This window comes from Paenibacillus hamazuiensis (assembly GCF_023276405.1).
Lineage (GTDB): Bacteria > Bacillota > Bacilli > Paenibacillales > NBRC-103111 > Paenibacillus_AF > Paenibacillus_AF hamazuiensis.
This window is the reverse complement of the sequence record NZ_JALRMO010000001.1, coordinates 5,093,140-5,118,760: the sequence shown is the minus strand read 5'-3', so window position 1 is coordinate 5,118,760 and position 25,621 is coordinate 5,093,140. Positions and strand designations below refer to the sequence as shown.

General features: G+C 54.7%; 25 protein-coding genes. 20 read left to right on the top strand and 5 right to left on the bottom strand.

Going from position 1 to position 25,621, the window contains the following annotated elements; translation table 11 throughout:
• The 7 genes from MYS68_RS22110 to MYS68_RS22080 all read left to right on the top strand — a co-directional run bounded on the left by MYS68_RS22110 (window position 1) and on the right by MYS68_RS22080 (window position 8,888).
• On the top strand, window positions 1-891 hold the full coding sequence (locus MYS68_RS22110) for a carbohydrate ABC transporter permease (protein WP_248927931.1): 891 nt from the start codon (window positions 1-3) through the stop codon (window positions 889-891).
• Window positions 892-905: 14 nt separating this feature from the next.
• Complete coding sequence (locus tag MYS68_RS22105) at window positions 906-1,751, top strand: carbohydrate ABC transporter permease (protein WP_248927930.1); 846 nt, start codon at window positions 906-908, stop codon at window positions 1,749-1,751.
• A 27-nt stretch (window positions 1,752-1,778) separates the two neighbouring features.
• Window positions 1,779-3,605, top strand: a complete 1,827-nt coding sequence (locus MYS68_RS22100) for a cache domain-containing sensor histidine kinase (RefSeq protein ID WP_248927929.1) — start codon at window positions 1,779-1,781, stop codon at window positions 3,603-3,605.
• Window positions 3,602-5,212 carry a response regulator gene (locus MYS68_RS22095; protein ID WP_248927928.1) on the top strand — a complete coding sequence of 537 codons (1,611 nt, stop codon included), beginning with the start codon at window positions 3,602-3,604 and terminating at the stop codon, window positions 5,210-5,212. Before MYS68_RS22100 ends, MYS68_RS22095 begins: the two co-directional genes overlap by 4 nt.
• A 3-nt stretch (window positions 5,213-5,215) precedes the next feature.
• Window positions 5,216-6,034: an alpha/beta hydrolase gene (locus MYS68_RS22090; protein ID WP_248927927.1), complete on the top strand. Its 819-nt coding sequence runs from the start codon at window positions 5,216-5,218 to the stop codon at window positions 6,032-6,034.
• Entirely contained in the window at window positions 6,025-7,338 is a 1,314-nt protein-coding gene (locus MYS68_RS22085) for an ABC transporter substrate-binding protein (RefSeq protein ID WP_248927926.1), read from the top strand. Before MYS68_RS22090 ends, MYS68_RS22085 begins: the two co-directional genes overlap by 10 nt.
• A gap of 68 nt (window positions 7,339-7,406) precedes the next feature.
• A complete protein-coding gene (locus tag MYS68_RS22080) occupies window positions 7,407-8,888 on the top strand; it encodes a serine hydrolase domain-containing protein (protein ID WP_248927925.1) in 1,482 nt (493 codons plus the stop codon).
• Between the two features lie 62 nt (window positions 8,889-8,950).
• Here MYS68_RS22080 and MYS68_RS22075 read toward each other — a convergent pair whose 3' ends face one another.
• The gene (locus MYS68_RS22075; protein ID WP_248927924.1) at window positions 8,951-9,277 is read right to left on the bottom strand and encodes a luciferase domain-containing protein; all 327 of its coding nucleotides are present in this window, start codon (window positions 9,275-9,277) and stop codon (window positions 8,951-8,953) included.
• Window positions 9,274-9,744 carry a MarR family winged helix-turn-helix transcriptional regulator gene (locus MYS68_RS22070; protein WP_248927923.1) on the bottom strand — a complete coding sequence of 157 codons (471 nt, stop codon included), beginning with the start codon at window positions 9,742-9,744 and terminating at the stop codon, window positions 9,274-9,276. The genes MYS68_RS22075 and MYS68_RS22070 overlap by 4 nt, the downstream gene beginning before the upstream one ends.
• Before the next feature lie 207 nt (window positions 9,745-9,951).
• Here MYS68_RS22070 and MYS68_RS22065 point away from each other — a divergent pair, with 207 nt between their 5' ends.
• Window positions 9,952-10,965, top strand: a complete 1,014-nt coding sequence (locus MYS68_RS22065) for a zinc-dependent alcohol dehydrogenase family protein (protein ID WP_248927922.1) — start codon at window positions 9,952-9,954, stop codon at window positions 10,963-10,965.
• Window positions 10,966-11,365: 400 nt separating this feature from the next.
• Here the strand turns inward: MYS68_RS22065 and MYS68_RS22060 are convergent, their stop codons facing one another.
• The gene (locus MYS68_RS22060; RefSeq protein WP_248927921.1) at window positions 11,366-12,010 is read right to left on the bottom strand and encodes a peroxiredoxin-like family protein; all 645 of its coding nucleotides are present in this window, start codon (window positions 12,008-12,010) and stop codon (window positions 11,366-11,368) included.
• A gap of 104 nt (window positions 12,011-12,114) precedes the next feature.
• On the opposite strand from MYS68_RS22060, the gene MYS68_RS22055 reads away from it, so the two are divergent.
• On the top strand, window positions 12,115-13,089 hold the full coding sequence (locus MYS68_RS22055) for a helix-turn-helix transcriptional regulator (protein WP_248927920.1): 975 nt from the start codon (window positions 12,115-12,117) through the stop codon (window positions 13,087-13,089).
• A 100-nt stretch (window positions 13,090-13,189) separates the two neighbouring features.
• Here the strand turns inward: MYS68_RS22055 and MYS68_RS22050 are convergent, their stop codons facing one another.
• Together MYS68_RS22050 and MYS68_RS22045 are read right to left on the bottom strand one after the other, a co-directional pair.
• On the bottom strand, window positions 13,190-13,696 hold the full coding sequence (locus MYS68_RS22050) for a DUF3189 family protein (RefSeq protein WP_248927919.1): 507 nt from the start codon (window positions 13,694-13,696) through the stop codon (window positions 13,190-13,192).
• A 239-nt stretch (window positions 13,697-13,935) separates the two neighbouring features.
• The gene (locus tag MYS68_RS22045) at window positions 13,936-15,435 is read right to left on the bottom strand and encodes a DUF5050 domain-containing protein (RefSeq protein ID WP_248927918.1); all 1,500 of its coding nucleotides are present in this window, start codon (window positions 15,433-15,435) and stop codon (window positions 13,936-13,938) included.
• A 181-nt stretch (window positions 15,436-15,616) separates the two neighbouring features.
• Between MYS68_RS22045 and MYS68_RS22040 the strand changes: the two genes are divergently transcribed.
• From MYS68_RS22040 to MYS68_RS21990, 11 genes are all read left to right on the top strand, one after another.
• On the top strand, window positions 15,617-16,357 hold the full coding sequence (locus tag MYS68_RS22040; protein ID WP_248927917.1) for a GntR family transcriptional regulator: 741 nt from the start codon (window positions 15,617-15,619) through the stop codon (window positions 16,355-16,357).
• A 236-nt stretch (window positions 16,358-16,593) separates the two neighbouring features.
• Complete coding sequence (locus MYS68_RS22035) at window positions 16,594-17,415, top strand: PfkB family carbohydrate kinase (RefSeq protein ID WP_248927916.1); 822 nt, start codon at window positions 16,594-16,596, stop codon at window positions 17,413-17,415.
• Window positions 17,416-17,888: 473 nt separating this feature from the next.
• Window positions 17,889-18,668 carry a fructoselysine 6-kinase gene (frlD, locus tag MYS68_RS22030; RefSeq protein WP_248927915.1) on the top strand — a complete coding sequence of 260 codons (780 nt, stop codon included), beginning with the start codon at window positions 17,889-17,891 and terminating at the stop codon, window positions 18,666-18,668.
• A 45-nt stretch (window positions 18,669-18,713) separates the two neighbouring features.
• Window positions 18,714-19,568, top strand: a complete 855-nt coding sequence (locus tag MYS68_RS22025; RefSeq protein ID WP_248927914.1) for an amidohydrolase family protein — start codon at window positions 18,714-18,716, stop codon at window positions 19,566-19,568.
• A gap of 4 nt (window positions 19,569-19,572) precedes the next feature.
• On the top strand, window positions 19,573-20,001 hold the full coding sequence (locus tag MYS68_RS22020; protein WP_248927913.1) for a secondary thiamine-phosphate synthase enzyme YjbQ: 429 nt from the start codon (window positions 19,573-19,575) through the stop codon (window positions 19,999-20,001).
• A gap of 73 nt (window positions 20,002-20,074) precedes the next feature.
• The gene (locus MYS68_RS22015; RefSeq protein ID WP_248927912.1) at window positions 20,075-21,181 is read left to right on the top strand and encodes a type II asparaginase; all 1,107 of its coding nucleotides are present in this window, start codon (window positions 20,075-20,077) and stop codon (window positions 21,179-21,181) included.
• A 119-nt stretch (window positions 21,182-21,300) separates the two neighbouring features.
• On the top strand, window positions 21,301-22,209 hold the full coding sequence (locus tag MYS68_RS22010; protein ID WP_248927911.1) for a transporter substrate-binding domain-containing protein: 909 nt from the start codon (window positions 21,301-21,303) through the stop codon (window positions 22,207-22,209).
• A 28-nt stretch (window positions 22,210-22,237) separates the two neighbouring features.
• Window positions 22,238-22,978, top strand: coding sequence for an amino acid ABC transporter ATP-binding protein (locus tag MYS68_RS22005; RefSeq protein WP_248927910.1), 741 nt, complete (start codon window positions 22,238-22,240; stop codon window positions 22,976-22,978).
• A gap of 28 nt (window positions 22,979-23,006) precedes the next feature.
• The gene (locus tag MYS68_RS22000) at window positions 23,007-23,756 is read left to right on the top strand and encodes an amino acid ABC transporter permease (RefSeq protein WP_248927909.1); all 750 of its coding nucleotides are present in this window, start codon (window positions 23,007-23,009) and stop codon (window positions 23,754-23,756) included.
• A complete protein-coding gene (locus tag MYS68_RS21995; protein ID WP_338043598.1) occupies window positions 23,695-24,339 on the top strand; it encodes an amino acid ABC transporter permease in 645 nt (214 codons plus the stop codon). The genes MYS68_RS22000 and MYS68_RS21995 overlap by 62 nt, the downstream gene beginning before the upstream one ends.
• Window positions 24,340-24,377: 38 nt before the next feature.
• Window positions 24,378-25,595, top strand: coding sequence for an MFS transporter (locus tag MYS68_RS21990; protein ID WP_248927907.1), 1,218 nt, complete (start codon window positions 24,378-24,380; stop codon window positions 25,593-25,595).
• Window positions 25,596-25,621 lie beyond the last annotated feature (26 nt).

Here is a 25,621-nt window from a genome sequence, read left to right as displayed (position 1 = left end):
ATGCGCCCAACACATTTTTTCAAACAAAACGGGACCGGGTATTTGTTTCTCGCCCCTTGGATCATCGGCATATTGGCGTTTACGCTGATTCCCGTATTCGCTTCGCTCTATATTTCCTTTTCGAAATACGAGATGTTCGGCAGCCCGGTTTGGATCGGTTTGGACAACTATAAGGAAATACTGACCGGCGACGAGCAATTTGCCAAATCGCTGGGCGTCACGTTCAAATATGTGCTGCTCGGCGTTCCGCTCGAGCTGGCGTTCGCGCTGCTGATCGCCATGATGCTTCATAAAGGGATACGGGGATTAAGGCTCTACCGGGCGATTTATTATGTACCGTCCTTGTTCGGCGGCAGCGTCGCCATCTCCTTGCTGTGGCGGCAGCTGTTCGGGGCGCAGGGCCTCGTGAACCAATTTCTCGCGATGTTTGGCATTCAGGGGATCAGTTGGATTGCGACTCCGGAAACGGCGCTGTATACGATCATCTTGCTCAAGGTGTGGCAGTTCGGCTCGCCGATGATCATTTTTCTTGCGGGCTTGCAGCAGATCCCGAACGATCTTTATGAATCCGCTTCGATCGATGGAGCAGGGAGGTGGGCGAAATTCGCAAAGGTGACGATTCCGCTGCTGACGCCGATTATTTTCTTCAACATGATCATGCAGATCATCTCGGCGTTCCAGGCGTTTACCCCAGCCTATGTAATCAGCGGCGGCAGCGGGGGACCGCTCAATTCCACTCTGTTCTATACGCTGTACCTGTACCAGAAAGGGTTCGTCAGCTTTCAGATGGGATATGCGTCGGCACTGGCCTGGATACTGCTGATCATCATTGCCGCATTCACCACTCTTGCCTTTCTCACCTCGAAAAAATGGGTTCACTACGAGAAATGAAAGGGGGTTTCGCCATGAATCGGACGAAAACGGCCGGCACGGCATTCATCCGGCATCTGATCAACATCGCCGTTTCGATCGCGATGATATATCCGCTGCTCTGGATGTTCAGCAGCTCCTTCAAGCTGCCGCAAAATATTTTCACGGACAAAGGGCTGTGGTCCTCCGCGTTTACCATGGACAATTACATTCTCGGCTGGAAGGGACTTTCCGGGGCGTCGTTTGCGCTTTTTTTCCGCAACTCCTTCTTTGTCAGCGGCATGTCGATCGTCGGCAATTTAATCAGCTGCTCGATGGCCGCTTATGCGTTCGCGCGGCTCAGCTTCAAATTCAAAGCCCCCTTGTTCGGCCTGATGCTGCTGACGATGATGCTGCCGCATCATGTGACGATCATCCCGCAATACGTCATTTTCAACAAGCTGGGCTGGGTCAACACGTATTTGCCGCTTATCGTGCCGAAATTTACCGCGACGGAAGGGTTTTTCATCTTCCTGATGATCCAGTTTATGCGGAACATTCCGCAGGAGCTGGATCAGGCGGCGACCGTCGACGGCTGCGGGCAGGTGCAGATCTATTGGCGGCTTATCCTCCCGCTGGCGCTTCCGGCGCTCGTGACGGCGGCGATCTTCACGTTCATCTGGACGTGGAACGACTTTTTCAGCCAAATGCTGTATTTGAGCAAAATTAAAAATTACACCGTTTCTCTCGGGCTGCGCACGTTTCTCGACGCCAGCGGCGAGTCGAACTGGGGCAGGCTGTTTGCGATGTCCACGCTGTCGCTTGTTCCGGTATTTGCGATCTTTATATTTTTCCAAAAGTTTCTGATCGAAGGCATTACCGCAGGCGGAGTGAAAGGATAACCGGGAATGGGGCGGGGATACGGGACAATGAAAATGTGGAGACTGAAACCTTTTTTATTTTGCGTGCTCGTGCTGTCCAACATATTTTTCCTGCTCGTCATCACCGTGGCGATTTACTTCAGCGTCAGCTACTTTTTTACGAAGCAGATCAGCAGCGCGCGTCTGGAGGTGCTGTACAGCAACCAGCTGAAGCTGATCGAGCGGCTGAAGGATATCGAAGGAACCGCCCTGGCCATTTCCGCTCACCCTATAGCGAAAAAGGTGCTCGAAGACAATGCCGGCCTCGATATGTACGACTATATTTTGCTGCAGCGGACGGTGACCGACTGGCTGAGCACACTGACGTACATTAAGCCGTTTATTAACAGCATCCAGATTTACACGGACCGGTACCCGGAATATCAGAAAATCGGGCAGGCCGGGAAAAATATCATACTGCCGGTCTCCAAAATTCCGTGGAAGGAGCACATGCCGCGTTTTGACAGCGTAGATGCGGTATGGATCCCTTCGCATCGCGACGAATATTCGGACGGCGGCCCGAAGCCCGTGCTGACTTATGTGCTGAAGGTATACGACCGGAGAGGGGCGGCGGCGGGATTTATCGCCGTGAATTTGCAGGAGGATTCGCTGGCCCGGCTGTTTTACAGCGAAAGCGAGGACACCTCGCCGACAAACCGCTCTCTGCTGCTGCTCGATGCCGACGGCCGCATCATGTCGGGCATGTCCGCCCAGGTCAACGCGCCGCTTATGGCGACGTTTCGGGAGCATGCGGAAAGCCTCGGCGGGCAATCCGGGTTTCGGCATATCCGGGCGGGCGGCAGCCGGTATTTGATGATTTATTCCAAGAATAATCGGGAAAAATGGAGCATGGTCGAATTTCTCGAAAGCGACGCGCTGTACCGCGACGTCAATGCCATTCGCAACATTATGCTGCTGATCGGGGTCATCGTGTTGCTGGTCGTGTTTCCGGTTTCCTCTTATTTGTCGAGTCGCATTATTCGCCCTGTACCTCATCTGCTCAAAGGATTTCAGCAAATCGAAAGCGGAAATTTCCATGCCAGCTTGGAAGCGCATACGATTGTGGAGTTTAACAAGTTGGTGAGCGGCTTTAATGCGATGGCTGACCGGCTGAGGGGGATGATGGAGGAGCTGGAGAGGAAAAACCGGCTGAAGCGGGATTTGGAGCTGACGGTGCTGCAAAGCCAGATCAATCCGCACTTTTTGTACAACACGCTGGACATGATCAACTGGGCCGCCGCCGTAAAGGGTAACACCGAGGTCAGCTTCATGGCGGCCAGGTTAGCCAAGCTGTTTCGGATCAGCCTCAGCGGAGGAAGCGCATTCATTTTGCTGCAGGAAGAGCTGGAGCATGCCCGCCTGTACGCGCAAATCCAGCAAACCCGGCTCGAGGACCGGTTTTCGTACATCGAGCAAATCGATCCGCTGCTGCGCCACTGCTACGTGCCGAAAATCATTTTACAGCCTTTTATCGAAAATGCGATCATTCATGGTTTTTCCTCGCAGTACCCGATAAAGGCGGAAGTGACGGTGCGCGCCGATAAGCTCGGGGAGGAACGGATGAGGCTCACCATTGCCGACAACGGTGTCGGGATGGGGAAGACGGCAGGCGAAGCACAGAAGCGAAAGGGCAGCTCGCTCTACGTCTCCGGGACAGGCGGCTACGGCATTAAAAATGTAAGGGAGCGGCTCGGACTGTATTTGGGCAACGAATACGAGCTGCGGATCGAAAACGGGGAAACGCAGGGCGTTCAGGTGACGATTACGCTTCCGCTGCTCGATTCGCCGGAGAAGGTTCATCGTTTTAAAGACCGGTACGAGGGGGTGCCGATATGAAGATATTATTGGTCGACGACGATGCTTATGTACTGAACGGGCTGCGGCAAATGATCGATTGGGGGCGGCTCGGCATAGAGGAAGTGATGACGGCGGGAGACGGCGAGGAGGCATGGGAGCTGTACGTCAGACGCAAGCCGGACCTGCTTGTGACCGACGTCTATATGCCGAGAATGAACAGTCTGGAGCTGATCCGGAAGATCCGAAAGCACGATGTGAAGCTGCCTGTCGTCATCCTGAGCGGATATGGCGAGTTTCATGACGCCAAGGAGGCGATTCATCTCCAGGTCGCCCAGTATGTCTTGAAGCCGGCCGTATTTATGGAAATCGAAAACGTGCTCAGGCAAGTCATTTGCGAAAAAAACGCCGCCGATCAGAAGGAGCAGTATTTTCGCGGACTGCAAAGCCAGCTTGAACAAAGCATCCCGGTGCTCCGCGAGCAATTTTTGTTCGACCTGCTGACTGCCCGCGTGCGGGAAACGGATATTGCCGCCAAGAAGCTCGAATTTCTTCGCATGGAAGAGCGGGTGTTTCACGGCGGGCTTGTGATGAGTCTGCTCCTTCACCGGGAGGGGAGTCGCAAGACGGAGGCCGAGAAGGACTGGCAGCTGTACAAGTTCGCCGCCTACAATATTGCCCAGGAAATCGTTTCCGTCGAGGGGGGAGGCTGCCTGCTCCGATATATGGAGGATCGGTTGCCCGTTTTGCTGTACGGATCGGAGGAAGAGACGCGCCAGCGGGCCAAACGGATCGCCGGCAAGCTGCTGGATGGCATCGGAAATTATTTGGAATTGCCCGCCAATGTCGGAATCGGCCGGTGGTACGGAAGTTATGCGGCGTACCCGGCGTCTCATAAAGAATCCCGCGATGTGCTGACGGCGGCGGATTACGAAGGGTATCAGAAAACGTTCGATGCGCAGGAAGCCGGAACGCTTGCGCGCAGCAGCAGGACCGTACTGCCGCTCGAGGAAATCCGCCGGCTCGCGGAAGCTTTAATGCAGCCGGACCGGGGCGGAGTGGAGAAGATTTGGGGCCAAATCGAACGGATGCTGCTGAATGAAAAGGCTTTGTCGTTCAAATATGTGAAAACGCTGTGTGTCAGCGCGATCCACAGTGTGGCGTTGCATACGATGCACGAGGATTCGGCCGTAATAGAGGATATGCCGCTGCCGGAGTTTCTGCAAAGCATCGAATCGGCCCGCAGGCCGGAGGAGCTGATGGAGCGCATTCGGGACGTATGGGCGAAATGGCTGTCCGCTTTGGAGATGAAGTATAACGAGGGCAGGCAGCATGCGTATGTGCAGCACGTGAAGAAGGCGGTGGCGGAGCATTACTGCGAAGGAATTTCGTTTGCGAAAATCGCCGATGAGCTGCATGTGACGAGAAACCATTTAAGCGGCTTGTTCAAGCGGGAGACCGGGGAGAGCTTTTCCGATTACTTGACCCGCTTCCGCATCGAGAAAGCGAAGGAGCTTATGAAGACGCAGCGCTACATGATCTACGAAATCAGCGAGATGGTCGGCTACTCCGATCCGGCATACTTCAGTCGAATGTTCAAGGCGGTGACGGGGATAAGCCCGACCGACTATGCTATGGGGAGGAAATAAAACATGTCCCGTGGATTTTCCCAATTGCTCAAGGCAAGCGAATATGACCAGCGTTTTTCCTATTACCTGTATATTCCGGACCGCCATGCGCCGGGAGCCGGCGAAACATACCCTCTGCTCGTTCTCGTTCACAGCACAGGGCGCGAGGCGCATGCGTATGTCGACGCGTTCAAGAGTTTTGCCGACGATACAGGGGCGGCTATATTGGCCCCGCTGTTTCCTACAGGGATTATCGATAAGGACGATATTCACAACTACAAATTCATCAAGTTCCATGACATCCGCTTCGACCGCGTCCTGCTGGCGATGATTGACGAGGCGGCGGAGCGATACCCTGTTGCAGGAGAGCGCTTTTTGCTTCACGGCTTTTCCGGAGGAGGCCAATTTGCGCATCGCTTTTATTACCTTCACCCGGAGAGGCTGCTCGGTGTTTCCATCGGGGCACCCGGGCGGGTTACGTATTTGGACGACTCGGCGTTGTGGTACAACGGGATCCGCGATTTCGCGGAGCAATTCGGCGCTACGCTCGAACGTGAGAAGCTGCGGCGCGTTCCCGTTCACATGGTAGTGGGCTCTGAGGATAAAGAAACAGGCTGGATCGACAGCCGCAGCGACCAAAGCTGGCTCGAAGGCTCCGACGCCCGCGGGCGAACCCGCGTGGAGCGGCTCAGGGCGCTGCGTGAGGACTTCGAGCGGGAAGGCATTGCCACCCGGTACGACGAAGTGCCGGGCGTCGCTCATGAAGGTTTCAAGGTGCTGCACACAGTGAAACGTTTTTTTGCGGACATACTTCAGCGAAAGGGAGATGGAGAATGCCGATGAAAAAAGCGATGGCGATAGGGCTTGGCGCGCTGATGGCAGTTTTTTTGGCCGCATGCTCGGACGACGGGCCCGCTGCCGGTAACGATGGCAAGCCGGGTGTGCCGAAGGAAACAGTCACGCTGCGCGCCGGCTACTTCGGCGGGGAGACGCGCCATAAGCTGATGGATCAAATCGTGGCGGATTTTGAGAAGAAAAATCCGGGCATCAAGATAGAGCTGGAGTTCGCGGATATTGCGCCGTATTACGACAAGCTGTCCGTTCAAATAGCGGGGAACGACGCCCCCGATGTGTTTGCGCTGCAACTGGAGAGATACGGCGATTTCGCCGATCGCAATCAGCTGCTTCCGCTCGACGATTTCATCAAGAATAAAGAAATCGATGTGACCGATATTAACCCGAGAACGTTGAGCGCGGGAAATAACGGCGGCAAGCAAATTATGGTTCCAGTCGGCAATGCGACGAAAGGCGCATTCTACAATGCGGATTTGTTCAAGAGGCTCGGCGTGGAACCGCCGAAGTTCGATCTCACGTGGGAGGAGTTCGCTGCCAAAGGGGCCGAGGTGGTCAAAGCGGCGAACAAGCCGGGATTTTATTTCGCCGACGACTCAAGCGGAAGCATCGACCAGCTCGGCTTTTTTACCCGGCAAAAGGGCAAAGATCTGTATACGCCGGACGGCAAGCTCGGCTTCGCCAAGGAGGACCTCATCGAATGGTTCCGATACTGGGATGACCTGCGCAAGCAAGGGATTATCCCTCCGGCCGCGATCAGTGCGGAATACAAAGGAAAGCCGCCGCAGGAGTCATCGATCGTGAAGGGCGTCACGGCGATGAAGGTAGATCCCGGCGGGGCCAATCAAATGGCGATTTGGCAAAAGTTCAGCGACGATCGGTTCGAGCTCGTCCGGATTCCCGGCATCGCCGGCGGCAAACCGGGGGAAGACGTTGGCGGCGTGTTTATGGGCATATGGAGCAAATCGAAGCATCCGAAGGAAGCGGCCAAGTTCGTCAATTATTTCCTGAACGACTCCGACTCCGCGAAAATTTACAAGGAAGATTCGGGCCCCGTCCCTTCCAAAAAGATCGCCGACATCGTGAGGCCCCTGATTACGCCGGAAGCCGCAAGGGTCGACGAGTTTCAGCAAAAAGTCAACCCGATCATCAACAATCCGAACAAACGTCCCGCAAGCAGCAACGATGTCGTCAAACAGCTGGGTCTCGCCTCGGAGGCGGTCGCTTTCGGCAAGAAGAGCGTCGAGCAGGCGGTGAACGATTTTTTCAATGAATCGAACAAAATTTTAAAATAACGGTTAAACCGGAAGAACGGAATGCGGCATGAGCGTGCGTTCCGTTCTTTGACAGAGGGAGGAAATGCATGATGGACTACCGCAGATTGCCGCGAAGCATCCCTGAGGAGCAAGGCATCCCGTCCGCCGCCATAAGGGCGTGGCTGAACGAGGTGCAGCGGTCCGGGCTGGAGCTGCACAGCTTCATGCTGCTGCGTCACGGCCGCGTCGTCTCCGAAGGCTGGTGGGCACCTTACAAACCGGAGCAGCCTCATATGATATTTTCCTTGAACAAAATTTTCACCTCCACCGCCGTAGGCATCGCCATTTCCGAAGGGAGATTCGCCCTGGACGACAAGGTGGCGGACTTTTTTCCCGAATACGACCGCAATCGGCTCGACAAGCGGAAAGCATCCTTGACGGTGCGCCATCTGCTTACGATGAGCGCAGGTCAGGAGAAGCCGGCGATGGGCGTGAATTTTCGCCGGATGAACACGAGCTGGGTCGAGCATTTTCTCGGGCTGCCGATCGATCATGACCCGGGCACGCGTTTTGTGTATAACGGCGGAGCAAGCCACATGCTGGCGGTAATCGTGCAGAAGGCGGCGGGGCAAACGCTGCGCGAATATTTGCAGCCGCGCCTGTTCGGCCCGCTCGGCATCGAGGGGGCCCGCTGGGAGATCGATCCGTCGGGCTACAATTGCGGCGGCTTCGGCCTCATCGTCAAGACGGAGGATATCGCGAAGCTCGGCCAGCTTTATTTGCAAAAAGGCCGTTGGAACGGGAAGGCGATCCTTACCGAAGATTGGGTTCAGCAGGCGACGTCGCTGCAAATCTCGAACGGTGATCGCCCGGGTCACGCCGATGCGCAGATGGGCTACGGCTACCAGTTTTGGCTGTGCCGGCACGGTGCTTACCGGGGCGATGGCGCCCACGGGCAGCTATGCGTCGTGATGCCCCGGCAGGATGCGGTGCTGGCGGTAACCGCCGGGGATAACCGCACGGGCGTACTGCTCGACCTCGTTTGGGAGCATCTGCTGCCGCACATGGCGGACGAAGCGCTGCCGGAAGATCGTCTGACGCAGGAAGAGCTGGCAGGCATGCTGTCCGGTCTTCGCCATGCGCCGCCCGATTTTTCAGCGGAGACGGGGACGGCATCAAACGTTTCCGTCCGGATTTCCGGCAAGCGCTTCATGATGGAAGAGAACCCGTTTCATATCCAGGCCGTTTCCTTCGAATTTGAAGACAGAGGCTGCACGTTTACGCTGTGGGATCGCAAAGGCATGCACCGCGTCGTCTGCGGAGACGGCGTATATGCGGAAGGGGAGACGACTGTCGTCTGCAAGGATCTTCACCACGAATGCCAGCTCCCGGTGATGAAAGTGGCGGCGAGCGGAGCCTGGCGTGGCGGGGCTGCTTACGTCATGACCTGGAGGTTTCCGGAGACTCCGTTTTGCGATACGCTTGTCTGCAACTTTGAAGGAAATTCGGTCATCATCGTTCACACGGTCAACGTCAACAACGGCCCGCACGAGCGGCCTCCGATCCGCGGGCACGCGGAGGCCGGGTGACGGCATAAATCGGCAAGCCGAACAGTCTCCCCGCTTGGGGGGACTGTCCGGCTTTGCTCGGCTTAGCGCCCGGTTTCTTTTTGAACCATATGATCGTATTTGATGCGCAGCAGCTCGGCGGCTTTCGCGATGTCCTCGCTCGACCTGATGTAGAAGGATATCCAGCCGGAATCGGGATAAATATGATGCGGCTCCGCCCGCCCTTCGGCGACGAATTGATCGCGCAGCGCCTTCGGCAGCAGCACGTCGAGCAGGTAGTCTCCGTGCAGATGCCCGATTTCTTTGCCTTTATACTGAAATTCGATCCCGCCAAACCGGTGGGGCTGCTCCTTAACCTCCGGCCATGAAAGCAGCTGCCCGCTTAAAGCTTGCCTCGCAGATAACGTCATGTGAAATCTCCTTTCCTCTCTCCGTCATCCATCCGATTCGTTTCGACCAGCGCGTTGCCGGACATCCGTTTGATTTTTCTAATCATATCGTCCGTTTCTTCCGGGGTAAGGCCCGCCGAAATCGTTTGAGACCAGTAAGCCAGCTTCGTCTTGATAAAATCGCGGATCGTCAGCCCCTTATCCGTCAAGGTGACCAAATTAGCCCGGCTGTCCAGCGGATCGCGGGTTCTTTGCACGTAGCCGAGCTTCTCCAAACGCCCGATGGCGCGCGCCGTAGCGGCTTTGTTGATAAACAGATTGGAGGAAAGCTTCTCCTGGGATACCCCGTCTTTCTCATACAGATTGACCAGAAAAATATATTCGGACGAATTGATGTCGTATTCTTTTAGCTCCCGGTTGAGATAAATTTGGAATTGCCGGTGCAGGATGGATATCCATTTGGCGATGCTTTCCTTTTCCGCGTTCATCAAAATGTCCTCATCTCATCGAAATCTGAAATTCAGTGAATATGAAAATTATAATCCTCTATTGTTGATTAGTCAACGTTATCAATAACATGATCTTCATTGCTTAAACAAGTCAGGATATGTCTTGTTTGCGTGCTACATTAATCCGTAAAGGCTGCTCGGGCAGCCGTTTTTTTTCGATTACGATACATGAATGGAGGAATAAGTTTGAAAAGCTATCATGTCCAAATGGGCAAAGGCCTGGCCGGCCTGGAGCTGAAGGAGCATGACATGCCGGTTCCCGGTCCAGGGGAAGCGCTGGTCCGGGTCCGCGCGTGCTCGCTCAATTACCGAGAGACGATGATTATTTTCCAAGGCCGTTACCCGCTGCCGGTGCGTCCGGATGTTATTCCGGTTTCGGACGGAGCCGGAGAAGTGGTCCGGGTCGGGGAAGGGACGTCGCGGGTGAAGCCGGGCGACCGGGTGATGGCCTCGATTTTCCCAAACTGGCTCCGCGGGCCGTTCAGTCTGGAAAACGCCGCGCAGCTCGGCGGCTCGCTGCACGGGATGCTGACGGAGTACGCCGTGCTTAGCGAAGAGGCGCTTCTTCCCATCCCCGGCCATCTTTCCTTCGAGGAAGCGGCAGCGCTGCCCTGTGCGGCCGTCACCGCCTGGAACGCGCTCACCTGCGGCCGGCCTACGGGGGCCGGCGACACCGTGCTCACGCTCGGTTCGGGCGGCGTTTCGCTCTTCGCCCTGCAGTTTGCCAAGCTTCTCGGCGCACGCGTGATTGCGACCACTTCCAGCGGCGAGAAAGCGCAGCGGCTTAAAGAGTTGGGCGCCGACGAGGTGATCGATTACACGGCAGCGCCGGATTGGCATATCGCCGTTCGCGAACGGACCGGCGGCCACGGTGTCGACCGCGTCATCGAGGTCGGCGGCGCCGGTACGCTGGAGCAGTCGATCATGTCGACGGCTTTCGAGGGGCAAATCAGCCTGATCGGAGGCTTGGCCGACCGGGTGGAGGCGATAGATTTTGGCTCACTTGTTTCCAACGTTTACTCCATGTGGTCCATCGCCGTCGGCAGCCGCGAGCATTTTGCCGCGATGAACCGCTTTATTTCCGAGCATCGGCTGAGGCCGGTCATCGACCGCGCCTTTCATTTTGACGAGGCTGCATCCGCTCTAACTTATTTCAAGGATCAGCCGCGCTTCGGCAAGGTGGTCATCCGCTTCGATTGACTGCCTGCGTGTGTGGGTGGGGCGGCTATTTAAGCTCAAACAAGCCTGCTTCGCATGTCTACCGGGGTCATAGAGGAACTGCAGTACGCTAAAATGGTCATTTCGCGTGGTTTGACAAGATTAAAGGAACTAGCTAGGGTGCGTTATTTGCATGTTTTTCCGATGCTTGGGGCGATTTTACACCGATTTAGCGCACCTGGGTTCCTCTATTTTTTCGGTGTGCTCATTTGCCTGAATATAACGAACGTGGGTTCCGCTATAGCTCCCGTTAACCTAAAGCATGGGCCTTGCGGTGCCGGTTACCCGGGCGGCAGTGCCTCTTCCATCGGCGCATAAAAACAAATAATCCGGATTTCCGCAAGGGGAAATCCGGATTTAAGCTGCCCGTAAGTTGTGCCCGTTATAGCGTTCTCAGCACCTGCAAAATAACTTCGGGCTCGAGCCTCCGCATAAAGTTCGGATCGACGTAAGCATACCGGATGACGGCGCCGCGGTCGATCACAAACGTAGCCGATACCGGCAAAAACCAGCGTTCCGATGCATTGTATTTCGCCAAATCGATTTGGAACTTCTCGTACAAGCTCCTGAGCGAACCTTCGACTTCATACAGTACGTGATAGCGCTCCGCTACCCGGCCCTCCATATCGCTTGCAACGATAAAAGGGAGCCGCTCTTTCTCCTGCTGGCTCACGCTGTTGTCCGGACTTTGCGGCGAAACGGCGATGACCGAGGCTCCATGCTCCCCAAACTGCGGCAAATATTCCTGGTATGCGCGCAGCTGAAGGTTGCAGAACGGGCACCAGCCGCCGCGGTAAAAGGTCAGAACGACCGGCCCCTTGGCCGTCTCTTCCGTTAAGCGGACCGTTCTGCCAAGCGCATCCGTCAGCGTGAAAGCGGGCGCCGGGTCTCCGGTCTTAAGCCCCCTGGCGATTCCCGTCTGCCGGAAATATTCCACCGACTGCATAAGAATTTGATACTCTGCCGGAGAGCCGCTGCGCAGCGCCTCTTCCCGGGTCTCCAGCTGCTTGTTTAAATAATCGTTCATATTGCTCAGGCCTCCCGTTTATTATCGTACGAAGATAACGTATCATGGAAACAAGACAGATCATGGCTTGTTTGGCCAAACCAATGTAAAGGATAAGGATGCCATTGTTAAAATCGCAGCGGCTCATTCAATTGATCATGATGATCAACGCCAAAAAATCGTTTACCGTTCCCGAGCTGGCCGAAGAATTCGGTCTTTCCAAGCGCACGATCACCCGCGATTTGGAGGAGCTGAGCCTGCTCGGGATACCGATTTACTCCGTGCAGGGCAGGGGAGGAGGGTACCGGCTGCTGAACGAGCGGATGCTCCCGCCCATTTCGTTTTCGGAGAGCGAAGCGATCGCAATGTTTTTTGCCTGCCAGTCCTTGCAATATTTCGGGTCTCTGCCGTTCGACGAAGGGGCCGTCACCGCGCTCCACAAGTTTTACCATTACTTGCCCGCCGACATCAAAGAGCAGATCGAACGGTTGAAAAACAAGGTCGCGATCTGGAGCCCGCACCGTTCCATGTCTTCGCCGAGCCTGAGGACATTGCTGCAGGCTGTCATGATTCGCAGCGTCGTGACGATCGAATACAGCTCAAGCCATGGGGTGACGGTCAGAGACATTCAGCCGGTCGGCCTGTATGCGGCCCATGGATACTGGTATTGCCCGGCTTACTGCTTTCAGCGCGAGGCTTACCGGTTGTTTCGCGGGGACCGGATTCGCTCGGCGGCCTTGAATCCGTCGATCGAATGTTTGGATGAGGTGGATCAGAGGAAGGTGGAGGAGTGGGATGCTCCCGAGTGGGCGCAAGCGGAGAAAACTACGCTGACCATCCGTTTGACCCCGGGCGGAGTGTGGAACCTGGAGTCGAGCGGCTGGTTCGGCGATTCCCTCGAGCTCCGGGAAGATGGCGGCGGTACGGCCAGCATCGAGGTTCCTGCCGATAACCTGCCTTTTTTTGTAAATATCGTTTGGGGCCTTGGGGAGGATGCCGAAATCGTGGAGCCGGCGGAGGCGATTGAACTGATCCAAAGGAAGATCGAAGGAATGGGGAGTCTTTATAAGCGAGGGAGGTTACTGCCGCGTAAATCGTAACGGGCGGTTGGAGGGACGGGGGGTGGAAGGTGGTACTCAGGCTGATTTTTCAACTTATGGCAAGTAAGTCGCAAACGAAGGCTGCTGCTGTTAGGCAAAATTATTTAAATTGTTCATTTTCAAGCAATATTAATGGGGAAGCGGAACTTTTTGCAATGTCTTTTGTATGATGGACGAGGTTGACGATATCTTGGTAAGCTATTTTTGCTCCGGAAACCAATAAAGGCACCCCGATAAAGTCAATTTTCAACCAACGGGAAAGCATCCCTCCGCACGTCATCGGAAAAGGCACCGTCGGAGAGGTGTTCGATAATATGATTTTTTCATTTAATGCGTTTTGCTTTTGAAGCGTATCAATTAAATTGTAAATACCGGGGATAAGTATTTTCGATCGCCCTCTGCCCATTGTATAAACTTTATTTCCTTCCTCATCCACTCCGTGAAAATACAATTTCCCTCTATCTTTATACACGAGCTTATTAAAATTGTGTGCGGACAAAATTTCTTGCTTTGTAGGCTCGCGTGTTTCGTCTAATTTTTTTAGGTGATATGCGGCGGCGAGCACTGTAGTATGTGTGCCTCCGAAATCGTTATAAATAAATATCATCGATCATGCTTCCCCCCCGCGTTATTGGCTATATATATATATATATTTCCAAATAAAACGGTTTCTATGAGTCACCGGGATCACGGTCATTGACCGACGAACGAACAGAGGTAGGGTGAAGGCCTGTAAAAAGTGGAATTTATCGGGGTTGATGGAGAGATTGCTGCCCCGCATGACTAACGCCACGCTAAGTGCCGTCATGCGGGGCAGTTTTTTTACCGGGATCCGGCTCCGTCTACCTACTCCTCTTTCAGCAGCTTGGGTTGGCCGTCTGCGGTCACTTCGTAAAGCGGATTGCTCCCCTCCCAGCTGCCGGCAAAATAGAGCTTGCCGCCTGCAAAGTACAGGCTGGACGCGCGCACGCCTCCGACGACCTTCGTCTGCTCGCTGCCGTCGATGCGGATTTTCTCAATGTCGGCCGATCCCATGAAGCCGAACGATCCTTTGACGTAGTAAATCCAGCCGTCATGGTAGATGAGCGAATTGACATACTTGTCAAACTTCTTAACTGAGATAGCGGACGAGCCTTCGAGACTCATTTTGAATAATTCGTTGTTGTCGACGTAATAAATCCAGCCGTCCGCGACCATGAAATTATTGAAATTCACGTCGGGAAGCGGAGTCAGCTGTGTTCCGTCTTTGCGGATTTTGTAAAATGCGGGGGGATTCTTCCCATCGCCCGGCTGCACGAAATAGATCCAGTCCTCGAGGACGTGGATGGAATCCTCGACAACGCTGCCGGAAGGGTTGCTTGCCGTTCCCTGGAACAGGGACGTTTCGCCGGTTCCGTCGGTTTTGATCTTTTTGATGCCGAGCGTCTTGTAATAACCGACGGCATTCTCCGTCCGTCCGGTTAATACCTGGTCTACGTAATAGATCCAATCTCCTTCCACTGTAATCTTCCCCGCCGGGGCATCGGAAATTTTCGTCCGTTCGGTTCCGTCCGTGCGCACTTTGAAGATGCCTTGATGAATGTTTTTTCCTTTGTCCATCGCCGTGTAATACACCCAATCGCCGACCACATTGATCGAGCGGGCATTGTCGTCCGCCAGCTTTTGTTTGCCGCTTCCGTCCAGCTTTATTTTGTACAGGTAGCCGGACTCAAAATAGCTGTTGTTCGGATTGTAGTACATCCAGTCGCCGGAAACCGCCACTTGCCCGCCGGCATTCAAATTGAAGTCGTCGCTTTGGGCGGCCGGCAGCGTGCCGTCCGACTGTGACGGCGTATCGATGCGAAACCCGTTCACGTTATCCCAGGATGTATTCCAGCCGAATTCGTCATGCGTAAACCGCCACGTCATCGGAAAATAGGTGATGTTGCGGAACAGCAGCAGCGGATACGGCTCCGCCGCATTGTCGATCGTCTTGCCGTTCACCCGGATGGGAAATTCGGGCAGCACCGCGGTTTCACCGGACACTGCATTGGCATCCGGCTTCAGCGATTGCGTCAAAACCTCGGAGCGAACGCGTTTCTCAATACCGAGCCCCCCCTGCGAATCCCAGGAGGTGGTAAGTCCGAGCCCCCGTGCGTAATCCCAGGTCATCGGAAAATAAGTAATGTCTTTATAAACGAGCAGTGGAAAAATGCTGTGAGTATTATCGACCGGGGTACCGTTCAGAAAAACGGGAAAAGCCGGCAGCGACACCTCCGCCTGTTTCGGCGCTGCGGCGAAGCCGGGGACGGCGCTGAGAAGCAGCATGGGAACCGCCAGCGCTGCGGCCAGTAAAGATTTTTTCATGCCGGAAGTCTCCTTTTCTCTTTGTTGTAGTCATCTTACCTTAAGATTAGACGCACTGACGCCGTGAATGTTGCACAAAGGAATATAATCAATTCGTCTATTTGACATAATACGACTTATGATATATTTTATGAATAGGTTTTTTCTTACAGCTTTAAATCCATAGAACAGGAGCTTTCCAATGAAGCTGAACAACGCGAGCGAAAAGCCGCTATATTTTCAACTGAAACAAATCATCCAGGAAGATATCAATCGGGGGACATATAAAGCGGGCCAGCAGCTGCCGCCGGAATCCGAGCTGTGCGAAACGTACGGAGTAAGCCGGATCACCGCGCGAAGGGCGATTTCCGATCTGGTCGAGGAGGGCGTTCTCCACCGCCAGCAGGGCAAAGGGACGTTCGTGAAGGAGACGAAGGTCAAGCGCGAGCTGATTTCTGTCGGAGGGTTCAGCGAGCTGACGGTGGAATCGGGCAAAAAGCCGAGCTCGCAAATATTATCGACCGCGATCATTCCGGCCGACGAACGGCTGGCCGAAACGTTCGAGCTGCCCGAGGGAGATCCGCTGCTCAAGCTGCACCGGATTTTGTACATCGACAACGAGCCGCTTTTTATCGAGACGTCGCATTATCCGCTTAGACATTTGCCCGATCTCGAGAAGCATATCGGAGAGTCGCCGTCGACCTACGACATTTTGAAAAAAAAGTACAACGTCAAGCTGACGCGTTCCTTAAAAACGCTGGAGGTTATTTTCGCCTCGGAATATGAAGCCGGCATTTTTCACTGCGACCGGGGAACCCCGCTGTTCGCCATTGAAAAACGCAGCTATGACGAAGCGGGACGGCCGATTCATCTGTCCAATTCGGTGACGCTGACGAGCAAGGTCATCTTTACGATCGATACCGACAAAAGCGGTCATAAATAAAAAAAAGCAGGCTTTGGCCGAACAGGCAGCCCGCGGCAATAAGCAGAACCCGCTCTACGACAGGGCGGGTTTATGTCTGTTTGCCGATCATATCCGATACAAAACGCCAAACCTTGCCTACCGCTTCAGAGGAATTTTTGCTTGACTGCAGCTGATATCGATGATATATAACATAATATAACAATAGATAACAACTTGATGAGTGATATCATAATCAACTACGGGGAGAACGGAAAATGAAGCTTATTGGAATTGGCGACAACGTGGTGGATTACTATCAGGATCAGGGCCTTATGTATCCGGGCGGCAATGCGCTGAATGTGGCCGTAGGAAGCAGGAGGAGCGGCGCAGAAGCTTGTGCTTATTTGGGAATTGTCGGCGACGACGCCGCCGCAAGGCATGTGATCGAAAGTATGCTGGCCGAAGGCATAGACATCAGCCGGATTCGCCGGGCGTACGGCCCGAACGGAGAAGCGGTCGTAACCTTGAACGAGCACGGAGACCGCATATTTGTAGGGACGAACCGCGGCATCCGGGTGTCTTCGCTGCTGACGCTGCAGCTTACCCCTGACGATATCGAGTATATCGACGGATACGATATCGTACATACAAGCGTCAACAGCGATATCGAGCACGAGCTGCCGAAGCTCGCCCATAAGCCGGTTTCGTTTGATTTTTCAACGTCCAAGAAGTGGACGAAGGAATATTTGGCGCAAGTATGCCCCTACCTGACATATGCGTTTTTCTCCGGCAGCGATATGTCCCCCTCGGACATCCGTTCCCTGATCGGCGAAGTGCACCGTCTCGGGGTCAAGGTGGTCGGCGTCACCCGCGGCGCGGAACCTGCGATTTTCTCGGAAGCGGGAAAGGTGTTCGAGCAGACGCCTCTGCCTGTCGATGTCATCGATACGATGGGAGCAGGGGATTCGTTTATCGCCGGCTTCCTGACGTCATATGGCGATTACCGCGATATGGAGGCGGCGCTTCTGCAGGCGGCCCGCTCGGCTGCGGCGACCTGCGGGTACTACGGAGCGTTCGGCTACGGCACGAAAAAATAATATAACGCATCGGCAGCGAAAGCCGCTCTTCCCGCAAAACGACGGGGCAGGGCGGCTTTTTGTTTGCACATCGGACTGATTAGGGTTGGGCTGCTGCTTCGGGCACGACGGCTTTTGCAGATGTTCGCATGTCAAAAGAGCGGCAAACCGAGCGGCGCGTGGGCATAAAGAAACTTTCGTTCCGTGAACATGGATGGGGGAGGTTATTTTGCGGTTTATATGTTATGTATTATAACACAAAAATTCGATTTTTTATCATTATTCTCGTTACTCATAATACATGTAATGAAATATGACATTTGAAAACGCTTCATAAAAAAATAATTGTTGACTTCCCGTGGTCACTGATGATATACAATATAATATAACATTATATAACGAATTAAACGATTGTCGACTAAACGTATTTTCAGTACAAGATGATTTCAGATCAGATTGTTCGAAACGTTGAACGAATGACAAGGGGGGTACGCATGCGAATCGCCGGTGTCGGCTTTAACTGCATCGATATTTACGAAAATTTGAACCGCCATTATCCGACCGGTAACAGCGTCGACTTCGCCATCCATATGAGCCGGTTCGGCGTGAAGACGTCCATGGTCAGCGTGGTGGGCGACGATGAATACGGAGCGCTTATGCTCCAGGCGCTTAAGAAAGAGGGAGTGGATATTTCGCACCTTCATACGAAACCCGGGAGCACAGCGGTTTTCAAGATGGACCTGAACGGCAACGACCGGGTGCACAAGGAAAAAATCGAAGGCGTGATGGCGGATTTTTCGCTCACGGCAGGAGATGTGGATTTCATTTTGAAGCATGATGTGATCCATACAAACCTGTCCGGCAAAGTCAACGAATGGCTGCCGCATTTTCGCCGCAGCGGAGTTCGCGTCGTCTACGACTTTTCCACACGGGTGAATGAGATTCCGGGGCCGATTTTGCCCGACGTTGATTACGCTTTCTTCAGCTATGACAAAGACGACAGCTTCATTCTCGATTATATGAAATGGGCACATGAATCAGGGCCGGGCATCGTGGTCGCGACGCTGGGGGAAAAGGGCAGCATCGCCTATGACGGACAAACCTTTTACAGGGAAGGCGTTATTCCCGTAGAGGTGGTGAATACGGTCGGGGCCGGCGATTCCTTTTGCGCCGGGTTCATGTACGGCGTGATCCGCGGCTGGACCATCCAGGAATGCTTGCACCACGGCGCCAAAGTCGCTTCCGAAGTGATTACCGGGTTCGAACCTTACTAGAGCGCACAGCAAAGCAAACAGACGATAACGAAAGGCGGGAGCATCATGATCATCGATGTACATACACACCCTATTTTTTACAAAGACATCTGTGAGGACAAAGAGCAGCTCAATTTCCGCAAGGAGCAGTTCGGCGTTTTCAAGCAGTCCCCTTACCCGATCGAGTCGGTGCTTATCGAAATGGACTATACGAACGTCGATAAGCTGGTGCTGCTGCCCGAAGACTTGACGACGCAAAGCGGCGGCTGGATCGTATCTAATGAGGAAATCCGCAAGCTGGTCGACTTGGCGCCCGACCGGTTCATCGGCTTTGCCAGCGTCGACCCGTACCGCAGCGATGCGCCGGAGGTACTCGACTACGCCTTCAAGGACCTTGGACTCGCGGGGCTCAAGCTTCATCCGTCCAAACAAAAGTTTTATCCGTATGACGACAGGCTGAAGCCGATTTATGAGAAGTGCCTGCAGTACGATAAGCCGATTATGTTCCACGCCGGGATGAGCTGGGAGCCGGATGCGCCGGCGAAATATTCGAACCCGCTGCATTTTGAGGAGGTGGCGATCGCTTATCCGGAGCTGCGCATGTGCCTCGCCCATTTCGGCTGGCCGTGGATTCACGAGACGGTGATGCTGCTGCTCAAATACCCTAACGTGTACACGGACACCTCGCTTTTGCATATGGACAATGCCAAAGATTTTTACGAGCAGGTGTTTACGCGCAATATGGGGCCGCTCTGGATCGAAAGAAACCTGCAGGACAAGGTCATGTTCGGCACGAACAGCCCGCGCTTCCGAGCGAAGCGGCTCTTGCCCGCCCTGGAAAGCTTGAACTTCCGGCCGAAGACGCTGCAGAAGATTTTGGGCGGCAATGCCGAGAGATTTTTGGGGCTGAAGGGAGAGTAGAAACATGGTCAAGCTGAAAACGATCGTACTGAACACAAGAGCGGAATTCCAAATGATCAAAATTACCGAGGATGTGCGCAGGTTCGTCGAGGAATCGGGCGTGCAAAACGGTTTGGCCGCCGTCATCACGGCGCATACGACGACCGGCATCATGGTCAACGAAGGTTTGGAGTGTGTCGAGACGGACATCGAGGAGACGCTCGATCGGCTCATTCCGAAGGACGCGCCTTATGCCCACGCCCACTTCCTTCCGTCCTACGGCGCGACCGGCAGCAACTCCCCGTCGCATCTGAAGTCGATGCTTTCCGGCAACAGCACGATGTTCGTCGTGAAGGACGGCAAAATGGTGACGGGAGATGCGCAGGATGTATACTTGGCCGAATTCGACGGTCCGAAAAGCAGGAAAGTATACATTCAGCTTATCGGCGAGTAAGCGGAAAAAGGGGCCGGCTCGTCTTTATGCGATAAAAAAGAGGAATTTATTTTCATGAAATGGGAGGATTTCTATGAAAACGGTAAAAAAGCTCATGGTCGCCTCGCTGCTCGCAAGCTCCGTATTCAGCGCGCAGCTGTTCGTACCTGCAAACAACATGACGGCAAAAATCGCACACGCCGAAGAAGAAGTAAAGCTGCCGAACATTAAAATTTTGGCAACCGGAGGAACGATCGCCGGAGTGGCGGCCTCGAATACGGCGACGACCGGATATTCGATCGGCTCGACGACGATCGATACGCTGATCAATGCCGTGCCTGAGATCAAAAGCATTGCGAACGTCAGCGGCGAACAAATCGCCAACGTAGGCAGCCCCGACATTACGAACGAAACGCTGCTGAAGCTCGGCAAACGGATCAACGAGCTGCTGGTGAGCGACGAGGTGGATGGGGTTGTCGTTACGCACGGCACGGATACGCTCGAAGAGACGGCTTATTTCCTCAACCTTGTCGTGAAAAGCAGCAAGCCGGTCGTCATTGTCGGCGCGATGAGGCCTTCCACCGCGATCAGTGCGGACGGACCGTTCAATTTGTACAACGCCGTGAAGCTGGCCGGCAGCGAAGAAGCGAAAGGCAAAGGCGCGCTCGTCATGCTGAACGACCGGATCGGTGCGGCGCGTTTTATTACCAAAACGCACACGACTTCGCTGGATACGTTCAAATCGGTGGAAGACGGATATCTCGGCATGATCTCCGGCAGCAAAATCTCGTTCTACAGCGAACCGGCGCGCAAGCATACGACCGACACTGTTTTTGACATCAGCGCGGTAGACGAACTGCCTCAGGTCGACATCATCTACGGGTATCAAAATGACGGAACGTACTTCTACAAGGCGGCTGTCGAAGCGGGAGCGAAAGGCATCGTCATCGCCGGCTCCGGGGACGGCTCGCTCTCGAAGAAAGATGAAGAGGGCGCCAAGGAGGCACGGGAAAAAGGTGCGCTGATCGTCAGGTCGTCCCGCACCGGCAGCGGTCCGGTCACGCACTCGAAAGACGACGACGAGAAAGGATTCGTCACCTCGGATTCGCTGAATCCGCAAAAGGCGCGCATCCTGCTCATGCTGGCGCTCACGAAAACAAACGACCCGGCCGTCATCCAGATGTACTACGACCAATACTAAAAAGTACCCCACAAAGTGAAGTGAACCTTCGCAGCTTATTCCTGGTACTTTGCGGGGACCCCGAGCAAGACCCCACAAAGTGAAGCAAATAAAAATTTAAATGAAATTGGGGGATTCAAATGAAAAATATCGTATCCAAGAAAGCTTCGGTCACACTCGCGGTTGTTATGTCGTTCACTTTGGCGCTGCTGGCCGGCTGCGGCACCGCAGCCCAGAAGACGGACGACGCAAGCGGCGCTGCGCCGGCGTCAGGAGGCTCCAAGCCGGCGGCAACGGCATCGGCCGACACGATTCCGGTTCCCGATGAGGTGAAAAAACGCGGCAAGCTCGTCGTCGGCGTCAAAGTCGACTATCCGCCGCTCGGCTACCTTGATCAGGCCGGCAAAAACACCGGCTACGAGCCGGACGTCGTCCGCAAAATGGCCGAGTACGCGTTCGGCAATCCCGACGCCGTCGAGTTCGTTCCGGTTAACGCAACGAACCGCATCCCATATTTGACCTCGAAGAAGATCGACTTTATTTCCGCCACGCTCGGCGTAACGGAAGAGCGCAAAAAGGAAATCGACTTCTCGACGAACTTCTTTGACGGCGGCGCGATCACAGTCGTTCCGAAGGGCAGCCCGATCAAGCAAATCAAGGACCTCGCCGGCAAGAAGGTCATCGTCATCAAAGGCTCCACCGCGTCGACTTATCTGGAAAAAGAAGTGCCGACCGCCGAGCAGCTGAAAATCGAAAGCAACGCCGACGCCTTCCGCGCCTTGAAGGATAAGCGAGCCGACGCGATGCTGCACGACGCCGTGCTGATGAGTGAGTTCGTGAAGACGTCGCCGGATTACGTCATTGTCGGCGAGCAGGTCGCTTTCGCCCCGATGGCCATCGGCGTGCGCAAAAACGAGCCGGAAATGCTGAATTTCGTCAACGCCTCGCTGGACAAAATGAAAAAAGCCGACTACTTCAAAACTTTGATCGAAAAGTATATGCCGAGAGCCGGGGATTTGGACCCGATGCAAATGATTCCAAGACCTTAGTCGCCATTTTACAACAGGGGGTAACCGCATGGAAACGAACAAGCCGAAACTGACCATTCGCAATTTGCACAAGCGCTTCGGGGATCTTTCGATCCTCCGGGGCGTCAGCTTTGAAGTGTTTCCCCGCGAAGTGATCGTCATCATCGGGCCGAGCGGATCGGGCAAAAGCACGCTGCTCCGCTGCATCAACGGGCTCGAAGGAATTAATGACGGACAGGTGTTCATTGACGACCAGCAGATCCAGTACACGCCGGCAGCTCTGCAAAAGGTCAGACAGCGCATCGGGATGGTGTTCCAAAGCTACAATTTATTTCCTCATCTGACCGTGATGGAAAATTTGCTGCTCGCGCCGGTGAAGGTGCAGAAGAAGTCGAAAAGCGAGGTGCTCCCGCAAGCCCGGGCGCTTCTCGATCAGGTCGGCCTGCTGGACAAAGCGGACAGCTACCCTTCCCAATTGTCCGGAGGGCAGCAGCAGCGCGTGGCGATCGCCAGATCGCTTGTGATGAATCCGGAGGTGATCCTCTTCGACGAGGTCACTTCCGCCCTCGACCCGGAAAGGGTCCGGGACGTGCTCGACGTCATGAAGGACCTGGCCCAAAGAGGCACGACGATGATCATCGTCACCCACGAGATGGGCTTCGGCCGGGAAGTCGGGGACCGGATCATCTTTATGGATCAAGGCGTTATCGTGGAGCAGGGGGCACCGGAAGACATTTTTGTGAATCCGCGCGAAGAGCGTACCAAACAATTCCTCCGGAACGTGATGTAAGGCGAGACTAGGAAAGGGGGGAACCATTTTGAGCTTTGACTTCGGTTATATATGGAAAACGCTGCCTCTCTTGCTGACCGGTCTGAAGATGACCGTATTCATCAGCGTGATCGGCATCATTTTATCGCTTCTTATCGGCATGGCCGGGGCGGTCATCCGCACGCTCAAGGTGCCGGTGCTGTCGCAGATCGTGACCGCCTATGTGGAAATCATCCGCAATACGCCGCTGCTGGTGCACGTATTTTTCCTTTATTTCGGGCTGCCATCCCTCGGCATCAAGCTGGATGCGCTGACGTGCGGCATCCTGTCGCTCGCGCTGTGGGGCGGGGCGTTTGCGGTCGAAAACTTCCGGGGCGGCACCGATAACGTGCCCAAGGCGCTGATCGAATCCGGACAGTCGCTCGGACTTTCGACGTGGCAGATCGTGCGCAGCATTATCGTTCCTTTGGGCTTTAGGATCAGCTTCCCGGCGTTCTCCAACACGGCCGTGTCGGTGATCAAAAACTCGGCGTATTTGACGGGGATCGGCGTGGCGGAGATGACGTTTATGGCGGTCGACCGCATGGCCTACGATTTCAAAACGTACGAGATTCTCGTATCCATCGCTTGCATTTATCTCATCCTGATTTGGGGAACGTCTTTTCTGTTCAGCATCATCGAGCGCAAATTGGACTTTTACAAACAGACTGCGGAAAGGGTGAAGACCTCTGGACGTTTTGATCAAAAATTCGCCATTTCTATTCCAAGGGTTGACGAAGACTCTGCTTCTAAGTCTTAGCTGTCTCGTCCTCGCCTTGATTCTCGGCATCATCGCCGGAGTGCTGCAAACGGTGAAAAAAGCAGCCGTTTCCGCCGTCTTCCGGGGATACGCGGAGCTGTTCCGCGGGCTGCCGATCGTCATTACGCTGTTCATGGTCTTTTTCATCCTGCCGGAGCTCGGCATCAAGGTGAACAGCTATATCTCCGCGATGATCGCGCTCAGCTTATGGAGCAGCGCGAACATATCCGTAGCGGTGCGCGGAGCGATTCAATCGATTCCGCCGACCCAGGTGGAGGCGGCTCATGCGCTCGGGCTGAGCAACGCGCAGACGATGATGTACGTCGTGCTGCCGCAGGCGTTTCGCCGTATGCTGCCGTCCGTCATCGGACTGCTTTCCAACTTGATCCAGTCGACTTCTCTGTCGATTTTGATCGGCAACATGGATTTTCTGAAAAGCGCGCAGCTCGTCATCGAGCGCGTGGAAATTTTGGAAGGCGGAGCGATCGCATTCCAGGTATACACGCTTGTGCTCGCGGTATATTTTGTGATCTGCTACCCGCTGTCGATGCTTGCCAAGAGGCTGGAACGAAGCTACCGGTAAAGGACTAATAACCTATTGGAAAAGCTGGTTGAACGCATATGAGGGAGACGTACCGGAAATATTCGCTGCATGTGTACAATTATTTTTTCTATATCGCATACGCCGCATTTTTGCCGTTTGTCGGGTATTGGTTTGCCGAGGACGGCCTGACTACCCAGCAAATCGGCTTTATTTTTTCCATCGGCCCGCTGGTCGGCTTTCTGGTGCAGCCGCTTTGGGGAATGCTGATCGATTACTACGGCATCACCAAATGGATTTTGGCGATCAGCATGGCGCTAACGCCGTGGGTCGCGATTTCCTACCAGTATGCCGATCATTATTTTCCGCTGTATATCGCGATCTCGGTCGTGCTGGCCGTGTGCTCGTCGGCGACGCTGCCGATCATCGACGCGATGACCGTCCGCCACGCGAAGCAAAACGCGCTCAGCTACGGAGCGATCCGCGTGCTCGGGTCGGTCAGCTTCGGCCTTGCCGTGACGCTGTTCGGGCTGCTGTACAACAGAGCCGGCATCTCTACTATGTTCACGGTGTATGCCGTGTGCATGACCTTGATGGTCGCGCTGACGATGCTTGTTCCGGCCGGCGATCGGCGGGAGCGCGACGGCGGCAGCCGCTCTGCGGCCCGTCGAGGGATGATCAAGGAGATGCTTCCGCTTCTGAAAGAGCGGAGATTTCTCATGTTTTTGATCCCGGTTTTTTTGGCAGCCATCGGCCCGCAGATGAACAACGCGTTTTATTCCGTGTACGTCAGCCATTTCGGCGGCGAGGCGTCGGGCAAAATCGGCATTCTTTACGCAGTGGCGACGGTGACGGAAATCCCGGTATTTCTGTTTTCCGGTTATATTATCCGCAAGCTCGGCTACGTCGCGACGCTCACCGCCGTTTCCTTGGCCGGGGCGCTTCGCTGGTTCGTGCTGTCGCTCGAGCCGCCTTTTGAGGTGCTGGTGGCGAACCAGTTGCTGTCCGGGCTGACGTACGCCTTGTTTTTGTCCGCCGGCATCAACTACGCCTACGATTCGAGCCCGGAGTCGACCAAAACGACCGCGCATTCGCTGTTTGTCGTCGTGTACACGAACATTGCCGGAATTGTGGCCAGCAACGTGGGCGGCTGGGTCGTAAAGCTGGGCGGCTATCCGCTTTTGTTCCAGGGAGCGGCGGTGATGAGCGTGCTCGGGGCAGCCGGCTTTGCGGCTTTGAGCAGGCTGAAGAGCGGCGAAGCGGCGTCCGCCCGCCCTCGCGATGCCCGCTCCGTGTAGGCAGCCGGGTCGCTATCGAAGGGATG

Coding starts and splice junctions, on each gene's coding strand:
- MYS68_RS22105 (WP_248927930.1), top strand. CDS start 906: ATGAATCGGACGAAAACGGCCGGCACGGCATTCATCCGGCATCTGATC.
- MYS68_RS22090 (WP_248927927.1), top strand. CDS start 5,216: ATGTCCCGTGGATTTTCCCAATTGCTCAAGGCAAGCGAATATGACCAG.
- MYS68_RS21990 (WP_248927907.1), top strand. CDS start 24,378: ATGAGGGAGACGTACCGGAAATATTCGCTGCATGTGTACAATTATTTT.
- MYS68_RS22060 (WP_248927921.1), bottom strand. CDS start 12,010: ATGAACGATTATTTAAACAAGCAGCTGGAGACCCGGGAAGAGGCGCTG.
- MYS68_RS22025 (WP_248927914.1), top strand. CDS start 18,714: ATGATCATCGATGTACATACACACCCTATTTTTTACAAAGACATCTGT.
- MYS68_RS22070 (WP_248927923.1), bottom strand. CDS start 9,744: ATGAACGCGGAAAAGGAAAGCATCGCCAAATGGATATCCATCCTGCAC.
- MYS68_RS22045 (WP_248927918.1), bottom strand. CDS start 15,435: ATGAAAAAATCTTTACTGGCCGCAGCGCTGGCGGTTCCCATGCTGCTT.
- MYS68_RS22100 (WP_248927929.1), top strand. CDS start 1,779: ATGAAAATGTGGAGACTGAAACCTTTTTTATTTTGCGTGCTCGTGCTG.
- MYS68_RS22040 (WP_248927917.1), top strand. CDS start 15,617: ATGAAGCTGAACAACGCGAGCGAAAAGCCGCTATATTTTCAACTGAAA.
- MYS68_RS22085 (WP_248927926.1), top strand. CDS start 6,025: ATGCCGATGAAAAAAGCGATGGCGATAGGGCTTGGCGCGCTGATGGCA.
- MYS68_RS22035 (WP_248927916.1), top strand. CDS start 16,594: ATGAAGCTTATTGGAATTGGCGACAACGTGGTGGATTACTATCAGGAT.
- frlD (WP_248927915.1), top strand. CDS start 17,889: ATGCGAATCGCCGGTGTCGGCTTTAACTGCATCGATATTTACGAAAAT.
- MYS68_RS22080 (WP_248927925.1), top strand. CDS start 7,407: ATGATGGACTACCGCAGATTGCCGCGAAGCATCCCTGAGGAGCAAGGC.
- MYS68_RS22110 (WP_248927931.1), top strand. CDS start 1: ATGCGCCCAACACATTTTTTCAAACAAAACGGGACCGGGTATTTGTTT.
- MYS68_RS22020 (WP_248927913.1), top strand. CDS start 19,573: ATGGTCAAGCTGAAAACGATCGTACTGAACACAAGAGCGGAATTCCAA.
- MYS68_RS22010 (WP_248927911.1), top strand. CDS start 21,301: ATGAAAAATATCGTATCCAAGAAAGCTTCGGTCACACTCGCGGTTGTT.
- MYS68_RS22050 (WP_248927919.1), bottom strand. CDS start 13,696: ATGATATTTATTTATAACGATTTCGGAGGCACACATACTACAGTGCTC.
- MYS68_RS22005 (WP_248927910.1), top strand. CDS start 22,238: ATGGAAACGAACAAGCCGAAACTGACCATTCGCAATTTGCACAAGCGC.
- MYS68_RS22015 (WP_248927912.1), top strand. CDS start 20,075: ATGAAAACGGTAAAAAAGCTCATGGTCGCCTCGCTGCTCGCAAGCTCC.
- MYS68_RS22095 (WP_248927928.1), top strand. CDS start 3,602: ATGAAGATATTATTGGTCGACGACGATGCTTATGTACTGAACGGGCTG.
- MYS68_RS22075 (WP_248927924.1), bottom strand. CDS start 9,277: ATGACGTTATCTGCGAGGCAAGCTTTAAGCGGGCAGCTGCTTTCATGG.